The organism is Roseicella frigidaeris, from assembly GCF_003258945.1.
Classification (GTDB): domain Bacteria; phylum Pseudomonadota; class Alphaproteobacteria; order Acetobacterales; family Acetobacteraceae; genus Paracraurococcus; species Paracraurococcus frigidaeris.
Map to the genome: position 1 here is coordinate 1 of NZ_QLIX01000019.1, position 13,371 is coordinate 13,371.

A 13,371-nucleotide genomic window follows, 5' to 3' on the forward strand; every position below is an offset into this window, starting at 1 on the left:
AATCTCCTCGGGCGTGTGGGCCTTCTTCCTCGCCATCCCCGAACCTCCCCCCGCAGTCGCCAGGCTACATCACCGGCGGACCACTTCTACGGGGGCAGGCCAATCGCTAGGCGACAGATCGGGACACCGCCGACGTGAGCAAAGGTATCGAGGTCCACGGCCACGAGCCGGCGCGAGCGGTCTACCGCCGCGATGTTGACCTTCATGACCTCGAATAGACGCTTTCTCAGGTGCCGGGGATCAACGCCGGCAAGGTCAGCGACGAAGCCTGGAGGCAGCATGGCGTGGACGTTGCTGCCTGGCCGCAGCATCGCGCTCACCGTCGCGTACTGGAGCGGAAGCATCGCTTCGGTCATGAGGGACCACCCCATGCCGAGCCTCAGCTTCGCGTCGCGCGACCCCGCTGCCATCTCAAAGACCAGCCTGTCCCCGCCGACGTCGCTTAGCCCGAGGTCGTGGAGAGCGTTCGTACGCTCGGCTCCAAGGAGCAGGCGACGGACCCTGGCCGACTCGAACTTCGCCTCGCGCTGTTCTGACGTAAGGGCACGGAGCATGTCATTCTCGAACTGCTCCGACGCCGCCTGAAGCTTGCGGTGGGCGAGCCAGACGAGGCCGTCGGCCGAGATCCCGGAAGTCGTCGAGCTGGCTGTTGTGATGTCCTGCAGTTCCGGCGCGCTGGCCTCCAGCGCACCACGAAGGTCGGCCGTGAGCCGCTCGGTCACAGCGGAGAGGGCGCGCAGCTTCACCTCAGTCGTTCGTCGTAGCTGGTCCCGAACGTCCGAAGGGATCGGAAGGGGACGCAAGCCGCGCGCGGTACGGCGGAGATTACGCGCATTGATCTCGGCAGGGTCCTGCCAGATTTCGTGTATGCGCTCGACCGGGACGTAGTCCGTGAGCGGATCCTCGTAGACCGGGGAAACGTTGAACCGGACGTATCCCGGAAGCGCGGCCAGTCGTGCCGGGTGGAAAAGCCTAGCGCAGCCTAGGAGCGAGTAGAAGTGCGGCGAGTCTGCCGCCGTCAGGGCGCGAAAGGCGTCCGAGACGATCGAGACCGGACTCCGGAGGGATAGGAGATCCGGATTCGGGATCACCTGCTCTGGTGGAAACAGCCACGCCAGTTCGCGGAGTTGCGGCGCGCCGACGAGGAAGGAGAGATGCCGGCCGATGACCCGCCGGAGGTGTTCGTATCCGATCCGGTCCCAGAAGTAGACCTGTGCTGTCGGTCGCTTCGGCGTACCGTTGGGCCACGTCCAGTTCTGCTGAAGCGCCAGAGTGAGGCTCTGCTGGATGGCGTTGAGCATCGCGACAAGGGCGTTCCGCTCCGCATCCACCGATTTGTTCAGCACCTCAGCGACGCGGGCCTGGTTCCCCGCCAGGCCCCGATGCTCAACCATCCAGCCGAAACAGCCCGTGATGCCACTGGCCGGGTCGAACTCCACGTTGATGTGGATCCGCACATCAACGTATTTCGGCAGCACCGCCGTGCTCCCGGCCCCCGGCACCACCGTCACAGTCCGGGTACCTAGTACCTGGGCCCGGGCACCGGCGAGCGCCCGAATACCCCTCAACGATCCGTGGCCATCAAAGATCGCATCTCCCGGCTGTCTCGCCGCGATGTCGGCAACCGTACGCACGTGCTGGCTCTCGAGCATCCGGCGCGCACCGTCCGTGATGCCCGGTATCCGGCTGATATGGCTTTCGGCCCGCGCCATGGGCTTGCAGTAGAGGAGCCGAGTCGGATCGGTTTCGAGGGCTTCGTTCTCGTGCTGATGGTTCCAGTGATGCCCGAGGAACTCACATCCGACGCACCGGGAGTCCACGTGGTAGCTGATGTTTTTCCAGTCCTCCGGGGTCAGGGCGTCCCGTAGATCCGCCTCGAAGAACCGCCGGACCCGGGCCGAGAAGACTGAAGCGGGCAGGTAGTCCAGATCCACCTCGAAGGCCGCGAGATTCTGGGCCTCGGTCGGCTCGCGCCCGGCGGCCTGGGCCTCCCGGAGCATGGTCTCCATGGTCGAACCGCCGTGCCGTCCCGGCCACACCGCGGCGTCAGCCCGGACGAAGAAGCGCTCGGATAGGGAGCGTCCGTCCTCGTCGACCGTGGTCCTGAGCCAGGCAGCGAGCGTCATGCAGTAGTAGGCTATCTCCGCGAAATGCGCCTCCGACGCCTCGGCGGCGAGCTTGCAGTCGATCACCCGAAGGCCGACGCGGGCATCCCCCTCCGGCAGCCCCACAATTTCCCCGGATGCAGTGATCTCCTGCACCGGTAGGTTAGCCTTGCCCATGGCGCCGAGCGGACTCGCTGCCATAGCCTGAATGACATCAGGGCGGGCGTTCCCGAGCGTGAGGGTCTGCGCGACCGCTCGGTTTGAGAGGGCAGATGCCACTATCTCGTCTAGGCCGATCATCTCCTGGAAGGCCTGCGGCACCACATACTCGGTCTCGATCAGGAAGCGCGGGGTCTGCAGAAGGCGCGTCCAGACCGTCTCCAGCTTGAAGATCAGCCCATCGCCATGCGGCAGGGGTCTGGCATCGGGGTCTCCCTCGACGGGCCGCGCGGTGCTCGCCGGGAAGATCTCAGCCAGTTCCTCGTAGCGCTCTGCTTCGTTTCGCCGTCCTTCCTCTGCCAAAAGCGGTAAGCCTGGCCTTGCGGTGTCCCGTTCAGGCGGGGGGTTGGCAATAAAGTTGCCGGAGGCGTCACGGACGATTTCATCACCGCGGGAACTGCTGTAGAGGTCAAACCGGAGGCGACGCTTGCAGGAGCGCCGGACGTACTGAGAGATATGGCGTTTCGCAAGGTGAGGCACCCGCACCCCTCGTGCAGAGCTGCTCGCGAAGCCTAGCAGTAGACGCCATTTGAGGTGAAGTGGTCGCGCTGGACTGCACATCGCGCATAAGCCTGTTGGAGACCGTCACGACCTGCAATGGTGACGCCGCTCTTGCCCTAGTCGGCACAGGTCCGGGCGATCTTGATCCTACGCTGCCCGGCGTAGCGCCGAGTCGCGTCGCTCTGGTTCTCGATCGAGTACTGCTGGTGCTTGGTCGACGTCCGCACGTAGGCGACGGCCCGCGCAGGCGTCGATCTGCTGCGCCCAGCATCACCCCGCCTTGTGTGGCGTCGCTGCGCCACTCGGCTAGCCTCCCCGATCAGCGGCCGAGAAGCTGCGCTGGCCGATAGGCTCAGCACCCGAGCCCTCAGCTCCTCGATGTCAGGCGGGTCACACGCCATCAATGCACCCGGTGTAGCGGAAGCGATCGAGTTTGACGCCGTCGAGGGGAGCCGAGACGATGGGCTCTTTAAAGAGCCGGCTTGGGCCATCTTGAACTGTGCGCCGGGTCGGATGGCGCTGCTGCCGGCAAGATCGGCAAATCTGTCCAAGTGTACCCAAGCCAGCTCGATAAGTTTGCACAAGGGGGCCGGGGCGAAGCCGCCGCGCAGCAGGGCACGCGCCTCAGCGGCTCGCTCGGAGTCGGCCAAAGCCGCGGCCACTGCCCGGACCAACGGGGCATCCTCGCCGCGCACCTGCACCTCGACCCGCTGCAGGCCACGGCTGCGCAGCCGACGGCGGTGCTCCGCGACGGCGGATTTGGGCTGAGGCTTGGATTTGATCGGCATGGCAGGCACTCGCTGGCGATCTCCAGAAGTGTATTCGGAAACGCTTCCGACGATCAGTCCGACGCCCGGATGCCCATGGGGACCCGGAGAGGAGCCACCGCTCTGCCTGTCTCACGTCTCCGGATCCGGTGCTGCCGCAACGATGGCGAGGTCGAGCGCGTCACAGGCCCGACGAGCTCGACCGGGCTGTCCAGCAGGTGCCGGCGCGACACGACGCGGAGCGCGCCCGCGACTCGATCAGGGAATAGCGCCAAGCTGTCCCCGTGCGAAAGCGTGAGAGCATGCTGTGTTTGATCGGAATCGGGATTCGGGCGCGGGCTGATTTCTGATTCAAACCCAGGGCTGGACGAAGGAGGCCAGCCTGGATGCGGCCTTATTCTGAGGATCTGCGAGAGCGCGCGGTGCAGCGTGCTGAGGCGGGCGAGACGATCCGCGAGATTGCTGCCGCCCTGCGGATCAGCCCGTCCTGCGTATCGAAGTGGCGCAAGCGGCAACGCGAGACGGGTTCGCTGACGCCTGGTCAGATGGGTGGGTACAAGCCGCGCACCCTGGTGGGCGAGCATGCCGAGTGGTTGCGGGCGCGGGTCGCCGAAGGCCCGTTCACCACGCGCGGCCTGACGGCGGAGCTGGCGATGCGGGGCATCAAGACCGATCGGCGTGCGGTGTGGGTGTTCCTGCATGCCGAGGGGCTGAGCTTCAAAAAAAACTGTGCTGCCCGCCGAGCAGTCGCGCCCTGACATCGCCTTCAAGCGCACCCACTGGCAGGCCCACCAGGGCAGGATCGACCCGCACCGGCTGGTCTTCATCGACGAGACCTGGATCAAGACCAACATGGCGCCGCTGCGCGGCTGGGGCCTGCGCGGGCAACGGCTGAAGGCGCGCGTGCCGCATGGTCACTGGAAGACGCTGACCTTCATCGCCGCCCTGCGGCACGACCGCATCGATGCCCCCTGCGTGATCGACGGCCCAATCAACGGCGAGCTATTCACCGCCTATGTCGAACAGGTGCTGGTCCCCACGCTGGCGCCAGGCGACATCGTCATCCTCGACAACCTCGGCAGCCACAAGGGACACCGCGCCCGCCGCGCCATCCGCCAGGCCGGCGCACACCTGCTGTTCCTGCCGCCCTACAGCCCGGACCTGAACCCCATCGAGCAGCTCTTCGCCAAGCTCAAGCACCTCATGCGGGCCGCCGAGCCAAGAACAGTCGAAACCACATGGCGCAAGGCCGGCGCCATCCTCGACCTGGTCAGCCCAGCCGAATGCGCCAACTACCTCGTCAACTCAGGCTACGCTTCCGTGTAAACACAGCATGCTCGAGGGGAAGGCGATGCCGTCGAGGCCGGATGGATGCCAGTGGAAGGCTGCCGCCCAGGCGCGGGCAAGACGGTGTTCAGCGGCGCCTACCACATCGGTCGGTACCCGGGAGCGGGCGAGGGCTGCCCCCCGGAGATCCACCAGCCTCAGCGGCCGCGTCACCTCGATCTCCGCCCAGTCCCAGAGCGCCAGCTCCGCCTCCGCGACCAGGAAGGGGCCGGGCGGCGCGGCAACGGCACGGTCGCGCAGCAGCGCCTCCTGCAGGCAGAGCGTGAAGGACTGGCCGAGGTAGAGCGGGAGCCACCGGGGTGGGCGCCCCCGGTCCAGCATCGGGTCGGAGAAGCGAGAGGGCCCCGGGCCGACACCGAGCACATCGGGGTACGCGCTCCGCACCAACCGGGCCAAACGGGCGCCCACCGGGATGATGGTGGTGGCAGGCCGGAGATCGGCTGCGCGGCGGGGCGGACGGGCTCGCGCCCGTCGGTCGGTCACGCCCCGCCTGGGCTGAAACCGCCGCCGACGCGGCGGGCGAGCGCAACCGCCTCGGCCGCGCGGCGCGGATCGGCGGCGACCTCAAGGCCGGTCTGCATGCCGAGCCGCTCCGCGATGGCATCGGAGGACAGCATGTCCGGTCCCGCCAGCAGTTCGGCCGCGGCCTGGGCGCCGCGGGCATAGGCACGCTGCAAGGCGGCGCGGGCCGCATCGGGTGGGAGTTCGGCCGTCTCGGCTCGGTCCTGCGGTGCTGCGGACGCGCGCTGCGGCAGCCTGACGATGCGGAACCGGCTCGGGCTCCTGCCCGAGGTGGGTTCGACGCCGAGGATCAGGCCACGGCCGGTGCGCTGCACCGTGGCGGCGCCGCTAGCGAAGGCAGCAAGGGCACGCCGTGCTTCCTCAGCCGAGAGGCCGGGTGGCACCTCGACCCGGGTCGCCCGGGCGGTGCTTTGCCGCGCCGCACCGGATCTGGCTGGCTTACGAGGGGCGTGAGAATTGGCGCCGGACGGCATGCCGGAATTGCAGGGCATCGACGGGTTCTCGTCAAGTTCGTCAACCTGGCTTCGTTGCAACCTGCTACTCGGCACACAAGGACGGGGGCACGTCGTCTCAGCGAAGCTCAGCCCTGGTCACCGTATGCGCTGCGGGCTCCGGACAGCTGTGGACTGGAGAACCACTGATTGTTCGATTAAGCGACGATAGATTCGCATCCAGTTGCACTCCCTCCGCCAGCACCGTTCGGATACGACCCGGATCCAAACAGCCTTCGGCCTTGCACGCCTCCGCCCGGCGGCCGGCAGGGATTCCGCGCCCCACCCTCCTGCATCTCATGTGCGGTCACCTCGACCCTGCGCGCTGCCGCCGGCACCGTGCGGGCCACGGCAGGCGCCCCTGCGCCGCGCCCAGCAACACTCATGTTGCGCCGATCGACGTTTCGGGATCGTATTGCCGGCCGGACGCGCCGCGCCTCGCCGGGCGGCGGACGAGACCGATCGAGGACGACATGGACCAGGCTCCCTTGCCGCGCCACCTGAACCGCCGGCAGATGGTCGGCGCGGCCGCCGGTCTCACCCTCGGGGCAGCCTCCCTGGCGTCCGCGCCCGCCACCGCCCAGCCGGAGGCGGCGCAGCAGGCGCCAGGCGGCGTCGACTACCGCCTCGTCGCGCGCTGGGATATCGAGCAGCTCAACCGCATCCTCTCGGTGGACACGCCCGCCTTCGCGGGCCTGTCCGTCGATTACAGCCCGGCGCGCAACGCGGTGCGGCTGTATCGCGTCAGCTACCCCTCGGTCGCGCCGGAGCGCGGCAACAGGCCCGTCCTCCTCACCGGCCTGCTCGCCCTGCCGGAGACCGGCCAGGCCACGCTGCCCCTCGTCTCGTATCAGCACGGCACGGTCTACGGGAAGCAGGAGGTGCCGTCCTTCCCCGCGCAATCGCCCGAGACGCGGCTGATGGTCGCCCAGTTCGCCGGGCAGGGCTACGCCCTGATCGGCGCCGACTACATCGGCATGGGCGGCTCCACCGAGGCGCAGGGCTACATGGTGAAGGGGAGCCACCAGCAGGCGACCGCCGATCTCCTCACCGCCGCCCGGGCGGTGCTGCAGGCGAACCGGCTCTCCGACTCGCATCTGTTCCTCGCCGGCTGGTCGCAGGGCGGCTACGTCACGATGGCGCTGCTCGAACGCCTGGAGCGGATCGGCATGCCCGTGCACGCCGCCGCCACGGCCAGCGCGCCGGTCGACCCCTGGGCCGCGCTGAACGGCTTCCTCAACTTCCCGCGGCCGATCGACGCGCCCTGGATCGGCACGCTGTTCATCCTCTCGTCCTTCTCCTTCGAGCACTACTATGGCCTGCCGGGGCTCGCGCGCTCCCTCCTGAAGCCCGAGCACTACGACATCTGCCTGCGCGCCTATCAGGGCCAGGCGGTCGATCCGGCGAAGCTCCCGACCGAGCTGCGCAGCCTGCTGGCGGAGGCCTATTTCGACCCGCGCTTCTTCGCCGCCTCCGCCTTCGGCCGCCTGCTGGCCGACAGCCAAGCCTATCGCTGGGTCATCCGCACCCCGCTGCGCAATTACTACGGCGAGCAGGACGAGGTGATCAGCATCGGCCTCGGCCGACTGGCAATGGATTTCCAGAAGGCGATCGGCAACGACAAGGTCGAGGCCCTCTCCACGGGCGCGACCTCCCATCGCGGCACCTTTGCCCGCGCCGTGCCCGGCTGGAAGGCCTGGTTCGACGCGCTGGCGGCGGGCTGAAGCCGGCACGCCCGCGCATCCCGGGGCCGGGAGCCTCACGTCCTGCCGGACGCCGGGGCCGGCAGGATGGCGCGGCGCCCCGAACCGATGGGTGGGCGACAGGCCCGGCCCCGGCCTCGGGGGCGCTTTTCCCGGGCCTCGATTGCGACAAGGATCATCCTGCTTGCCCCTCGTCGCGCCGGGCTGCGTGTCCCCGGCGCCCGGACAAGGGCATGACGCATGATCCATGCCGGATCATGCTCCGGGAGGTCGGATGCAACGGGTCGCGGCCTATCTCCTCGAGCGGGCGGAGATCTTCCCGTCGCCGGACGCCAGACGGGCCGAGGGCGAACGCCTCCGCGCGGTGATCGAGGCCTGGCTGCGGGGCAAGGGCGCGACCTCGGTCGATGGGCCGGGCACCTACGCGGCGATCGATGGCAGCGATGCCCGGTGCCATGTGAGCACGGCCGTCAGCGGCGAGCGCTCCTCGGTCGCCTTCGAATTGTCGGAGGTGACGCAGGAGGGGCGCCGCTTCGTCACGACCGTCTCGGTGACGGTCGGCCACGGGAGAGTCTTCGTCTTCGCGGCCATGGACGTGGGGGCGGTGGCCACGCTGATCACCCGCCTCGAGGTGGATGCGAGATGCCCCAAGGTGGTGCGCGACCTGCTCGCCCAGCCCGGCCGCTGGACGCATGGAGCCTCCCTCCTGCGGGCCGCCTCCAAGATGGCCGGCTCCGAGGCGGGCCACGGCCTGGCCCTCGAGATACAGCGCCGGGAACGCACCATTCCCGTCGTCGTCCTGTCGCGGGTCCAGGGGCGGCTGGCCTTGCCCAGGCTGGACGAGAGGCTGGCGCACGACCTTGCCGGCCTCGCCAATGTCCACAGCGTCGATGAAGCGGCGTCCTGGGCCCTGACCGGCGGTTTGCGCAAGCCGCTTTCGACCTATGCGGCGCTTTCCGGATCTACTGGCCCCGGCTCGCCCTCGACGAGGACCCGTCCCGGCACCCGCTCTGGACGGCCGCCAGGCTTCGGGCGATCGACCCCAACCCGCGGATCGCGGTCGATCGCATCCGCCGTCAGGTCCGGACGATCATCATGCGGGCCTCGGCCGCCGGCGTGGTGCGCCCGGACGAGATCGACGACATCAGGGGGGCGGCCGCGCGGTCGGACTACCGGGCGCTGCAGGCCAAGGCGGAGGCGCTCGAGGCGCTCAAGGCGAAGGCGAGCTCGCTCGAGGAATTCAGGGACATCGCGGACTCCTACGCGGCGGACAACGACAGGCTCCGGCACCAGCTGGCATCGCGGGACGCGGAGCTGGACCGCGCCCGCGCGGAGGTGCGGCAGCTCACCGCCGACAAGCGGACGCTGTTGTTCAAACTTGACCAGGTCAGGGCCCTCGCGGACGACCGCGCCGGGACCGAGCCCCTCGCGCCGGGGCGGGACGAAGCGGACCAGCCACCGCTCCCCGGTGAGATCCGCTACTACAAGAAGACGCATGCGGCGGCGGCCCACGACGTGCTGGTGCGCATCGGCGCTTGCGGCCACAACGCCTGGCAGAACGCCACCAGGGCCGACAAGGCCAGGAAGGGGCTCGCACGCCTCCTCGGCCGGCATCAGAACTGGAAGAGCCTGCAACACTGCGGATCGTGCACCGGCGGGGGCGTATGGAAGGTCCGCTGGTAGCCCGGCCCCAACAGGCCAGCCCGCGGCAGGGGCGGCGCGGAGCAGCGGCGCCGGCCGCGCCGAGCCTTGAACGCAATCCGCCATAGGCGCGTTGCGCCATCGACGCAGAGGACGCAGCCCCCGGCATGACCAGCCCGACCACCACGTTCGCCGCGACCGGGCTGACGCTGCTGCATGTCACCCTCTCCAGCCTGGTGACGGCGCATGTGCTGCTGCGCAAGCGCGAGATCGGCACGGCCATGGGCTGGATCGGGCTGGCCTGGCTCTCGCCCTTCCTCGGCAGCGCGCTCTACTACCTGCTCGGCATCAACCGCGTCCGGCGCCGCGCCCGGACCCTCGACCGGGGCGAGGACGCGCCGCAATCCGCCGCCCCGGCGCCGCCGCCTCCCGGCCTCGATGCGACGCTGACGGCGATCGACCGCACCGCCTGGCAGATCAGCCGCCGCCCTGCCCTGCCCGGCAACGACGTCACCCTGCTCCGCTGCGGCGACGAGGCCTATCCGCGCATGCTCGCCGCCATCGACGGCGCGGCTCGCAGCATCCGGCTCTCGAGCTACATCCTGCGCGACGACGCGGCCGGGGCGCCGATCCTCGATGCGGTGATCCGGGCGCAGCGCCGCGGCGTCGCGGCCCGGGTGCTGATCGACGGCATCGGCGGCGGCTATTTCCTCTCCCCGGCCTATCACCGGCTGCGGCGGAACGGCGTCGCGGCGGCGCGCTTCCTGCATTCGCCGCTGCCCTGGAACATGCCCTTCCTCAATCTCCGCTCGCACAAGAAGATCCTCGTCGTCGACGACGCCCTCGGCTTCGCCGGCGGCCTCAACATCGGCGCCGAGAACCTGCTGGCGACGGACCCGGCGCATCCGGTGCGGGACACGCATTTCGCGCTGCGCGGGCCGGTGGTGGCGCAGCTCGCCTCGGCCTTCGACGCCGACTGGCATTTCGCCACCGGCGCGCCCATGCCCGCCCCGCCGCCCATGGCCGATGCGGTGCCGGACGGCGCCGCGACCGCCCGCGTCATCACCTCCGGCCCCGACCAGGACCTCGAGAAGATCGAGGTCGTGCTGCTGCAGGCCATCGCCTGCGCGCAGGATTCGATCCGCATCATGACGCCCTATTTCCTGCCCGACGAGCGGCTGATCACCGCCCTCGCCCTGGCGGCGATGCGCGGCGTCGAGGTCGATATCGTGGTGCCGGAGCGCAGCAACCACCGCGCGGTCGATTGGGCCATGCGCGCCCATGTCGGGCCGCTGCTCGATGCGGGCTGCCGCATCTGGCTCGACGCGCCGCCCTTCGACCACACCAAGCTCATGGTGGTGGACCATGCCTGGAGTCTGGTCGGCAGCTCGAACTGGGATTTGCGCAGCCTGCGGCTGAATTTCGAGCTCGATGTCGAGATCTACGATGCCGGGACGGCGCGGCTGATCGCCGGGCTGATCGAGGCGCGGCGCCGCCGGCGCCTGGTCGGCGGCATGCTCGCCGGACGCTCGCTGCCGGCCCGGCTCCGGGATGCCGCGATGCGCCTGGCACTGCCCTATATCTGAGGCCATGTTCGCCTCCGGCGCCGCGTTCGCGGATCGACCGGGCAGCCGCGGTTCGGCGGCCGCAGCCTGGCGGCCCGCCCGCAGGGAGAGACCTGATGCCCCGCCCAGCCCTGCCCCACCCAGCCCCGCCCCGTCTCGGCCTGCCCCTCCTCGCCGCCTGCGGGCTCGCGCTCGCATCGCCGGCCGGGCCCGCGCGGGCCGAGGCCGATCCCTTCGAGGGCGTGAACCGTCAGGTGCATGCCTTCAACGGCCTCGCCCGGCGCTGGGTGCTCGCCCCGCTCGCCGAGGCCTATCAGGCGACCACCACGCCGCGCGTTCGGCGCGGCATCGCGCAGGCCTTCGCCAACCTGAACGAGCCGCTCACCCTGGCGAGCAGCCTCGCCGCCGGCGAGCCGCGGCTCGCCTGGAACGCCGCGGCGCGCTTCAGCATCAACACCACCCTCGGCCTCGGCGGCCTGCGCGACCGGGCGGCGGGCCTTGGCTATCCGCGACAGCCGCTCACCCCCGGCGACGCGCTCTGCCGCTGGGGCGTGCCGAGCGGCCCCTATCTCGTGCTGCCGCTGCTCGGGCCCTCGACGCTGCGCGATGCCGGGGCGCTGGCCGCGACCAGCGCCACCCTGTCGCAGGCGCTCGGCTCCGACCTCTTCCTCGCCTGGAGCAGCGGCGATGCGCTGGTGAGCTATGCCGGGCTGCATGACAGCCTGACGCGGATCGAGGCCGAGGCGCTCGATCCCTATGCGGTCTATCGCAGCGCCTTCCAGCAGCGCCGCGCCGCCGCCTGCCCCACCGACCGGGCCGCGGCGGAGGCGGATCCGAGCGCCCCCTAGCCCCATCCCCCGCCCCAGCCCCTATCTGGCCGGGGCGGGTCGCATCCCGGCGGGGCGGGCCCCATATGCCGGGCCTCCGCCCCTCCGTCCGGGAGCGCCCCGCATGGCCCCTCGTTTCGCCTTCGACAACAGCTATGCGCGCCTGCCGCCGCGCTTCTACGCGCGGCTCGACCCGATCCCGGTCGCGGCGCCGCGCCTGCTGCGGCTCAACCTGCCGCTGGCGGAGCAGCTCGGGCTCGATCCGGCCGCGCTGGCATCGGCCGAGGGGGTGGCGATCCTCGCCGGCAACCACATCCCCGACGGCGCCGAGCCGATGGCGCTGGCCTATGCCGGACATCAATTCGGACATTTCGTGCCGCAGCTCGGCGATGGCCGCGCCATCCTGCTCGGCGAGGTGCGGGACCGCGACGGGCGGCGGCGCGACATCCAGCTCAAGGGCTCCGGCCGCACCCCCTTCTCGCGCGGCGGCGACGGCCGGGCCGCGCTGGGGCCGGTCCTGCGCGAATACATCGTCAGCGAGGCCATGGCGGCGCTCGGCGTGCCGACCACGCGGAGCCTCGCCGCGGTGGCGACCGGCGAGTCCGTCTTCCGCGAGACGGCGCTGCCGGGGGCAGTGCTGACCCGCGTCGCCGCCAGCCATATCCGCGTCGGCAGCTTCCAGTACTTCGCCGCGCGCGGCGATGCCGAGGCGGTGCGGCTGCTGGCCGACCACGCCATCGCCCGCCACGATCCCGCGGCGGCGACGGCCGACAACCCCTATCGGGCCTTCTTCGAGGGCGTGGTGCGCCGCCAGGCGACGCTGGTCGCCCATTGGCTGCGGATCGGCTTCATCCATGGCGTGATGAACACCGACAACTGCTCCATCTCCGGCGAGACCATCGATTACGGCCCCTGCGCCTTCATGGATGCCTACGACCCGGCGACGGTCTTCAGCTCGATCGACAGCTTCGGCCGCTACGCCTACGGCAACCAGCCGCGCATCGCGCAGTGGAACCTCGCCCGGCTGGCGGAGACGCTGCTGCCGCTGCTCGCCGAGACGGAGGAGGCGGCGGTGGAGGTGGCGCAGGCGGCGCTCAGCGGCTTCGCCACGCAATTCGAGGCCGAGCAGCGCCTCGGCCTCACCCAGAAGATCGGGCTGCCCGGCGGAGAGCCGGACGAGCTGGAGCTGGTCCAGGCGCTGCTGCACCGCATGGCGCAGAACGGCGCCGACTTCACCTTGACCTTCCGCCGCCTCTGCGACGCCGCCGCGGGACCGGAGGGCGACGCGGCGCTGCGGGCGCTGTTCCGCGACCCGGCCGCCATCGACTCCTGGATGCCGGCCTGGCGCGCCCGCCTGGCCCTCCGGCCCGATGCGCCGGAGGCGCGGGCCGCGTCCATGCGCGCGGCGAACCCGGCCGTCATCCCGCGCAATCACCAGGTCGAGGCGGCGATCGCCGCGGCGGTCGAGCGCGAGGATCTGGCGCCCTTCGAGGCGCTGCTGGCGGCCGTCGCGCATCCCTTCGAGGAGCGGCCGGAGATGCAGCGCTTCATGCAGCCGCCACGCGAGGAGGAGCGCGTGCTGCAGACCTTCTGCGGCACCTGAGGGCCGCGCGCGGCACCCCCCGAACGCGCGACGACCCCGGCATCGCGGGATGCCAGGGCCGTTTGCTCCTGTTGGATCAG

11 protein-coding genes are annotated in these 13,371 nt (G+C 70.4%); 6 read left to right on the forward strand and 5 right to left on the reverse strand.

The genetic code is table 11. From position 1 onward, the window contains the following. Window positions 1-86: 86 nt before the first annotated feature. Both DOO78_RS19555 and DOO78_RS28530 read right to left on the reverse strand, forming a co-directional pair. Window positions 87-2,804: a hypothetical protein gene (locus tag DOO78_RS19555; RefSeq protein WP_165838987.1), complete on the reverse strand. Its 2,718-nt coding sequence runs from the start codon at window positions 2,802-2,804 to the stop codon at window positions 87-89. A gap of 137 nt (window positions 2,805-2,941) precedes the next feature. Continuing rightward, window positions 2,942-3,613, reverse strand: coding sequence for a recombinase family protein (locus tag DOO78_RS28530; protein WP_341538245.1), 672 nt, complete (start codon window positions 3,611-3,613; stop codon window positions 2,942-2,944). A gap of 365 nt (window positions 3,614-3,978) precedes the next feature. On the opposite strand from DOO78_RS28530, the gene DOO78_RS19565 reads away from it, so the two are divergent. Then, a protein-coding gene (locus tag DOO78_RS19565; RefSeq protein ID WP_111471559.1) for an IS630 family transposase occupies window positions 3,979-4,918 on the forward strand; the annotation gives its coding sequence in 2 pieces (ribosomal slippage) (window positions 3,979-4,311 and window positions 4,313-4,918; 939 coding nt in all). On the opposite strand, the gene DOO78_RS19570 is transcribed toward DOO78_RS19565, so the two are convergent. After that, window positions 4,898-5,422: an RES family NAD+ phosphorylase gene (locus DOO78_RS19570; protein WP_111471560.1), complete on the reverse strand. Its 525-nt coding sequence runs from the start codon at window positions 5,420-5,422 to the stop codon at window positions 4,898-4,900. The genes DOO78_RS19565 and DOO78_RS19570 overlap by 21 nt on opposite strands. Beyond that, complete coding sequence (locus DOO78_RS27135) at window positions 5,419-5,775, reverse strand: hypothetical protein (RefSeq protein ID WP_128080101.1); 357 nt, start codon at window positions 5,773-5,775, stop codon at window positions 5,419-5,421. Before DOO78_RS27135 ends, DOO78_RS19570 begins: the two co-directional genes overlap by 4 nt. A gap of 650 nt (window positions 5,776-6,425) precedes the next feature. Here DOO78_RS27135 and DOO78_RS19580 point away from each other — a divergent pair. After that, window positions 6,426-7,676, forward strand: coding sequence for an alpha/beta hydrolase family protein (locus DOO78_RS19580; RefSeq protein WP_207802979.1), 1,251 nt, complete (start codon window positions 6,426-6,428; stop codon window positions 7,674-7,676). Between the two features lie 399 nt (window positions 7,677-8,075). Here DOO78_RS19580 and DOO78_RS27645 read toward each other — a convergent pair whose 3' ends face one another. Further along, the gene (locus DOO78_RS27645; protein ID WP_165838989.1) at window positions 8,076-8,246 is read right to left on the reverse strand and encodes a hypothetical protein; all 171 of its coding nucleotides are present in this window, start codon (window positions 8,244-8,246) and stop codon (window positions 8,076-8,078) included. A gap of 504 nt (window positions 8,247-8,750) precedes the next feature. On the opposite strand from DOO78_RS27645, the gene DOO78_RS19590 reads away from it, so the two are divergent. From DOO78_RS19590 to DOO78_RS19605, 4 genes are all read left to right on the forward strand, one after another. Next, complete coding sequence (locus DOO78_RS19590; RefSeq protein ID WP_111471563.1) at window positions 8,751-9,338, forward strand: hypothetical protein; 588 nt, start codon at window positions 8,751-8,753, stop codon at window positions 9,336-9,338. Between the two features lie 125 nt (window positions 9,339-9,463). Next, window positions 9,464-10,882 (forward strand): phospholipase D-like domain-containing protein, encoded by a 1,419-nt coding sequence (locus DOO78_RS19595; RefSeq protein WP_111471564.1) that lies wholly within the window; start codon window positions 9,464-9,466, stop codon window positions 10,880-10,882. Between the two features lie 95 nt (window positions 10,883-10,977). Beyond that, window positions 10,978-11,709 carry an MlaA family lipoprotein gene (locus DOO78_RS19600; protein WP_111471565.1) on the forward strand — a complete coding sequence of 244 codons (732 nt, stop codon included), beginning with the start codon at window positions 10,978-10,980 and terminating at the stop codon, window positions 11,707-11,709. A 103-nt stretch (window positions 11,710-11,812) separates the two neighbouring features. Next, complete coding sequence (locus tag DOO78_RS19605; protein WP_111471566.1) at window positions 11,813-13,291, forward strand: protein adenylyltransferase SelO; 1,479 nt, start codon at window positions 11,813-11,815, stop codon at window positions 13,289-13,291. The last annotated feature ends 80 nt before the right edge of the window (window positions 13,292-13,371 follow it).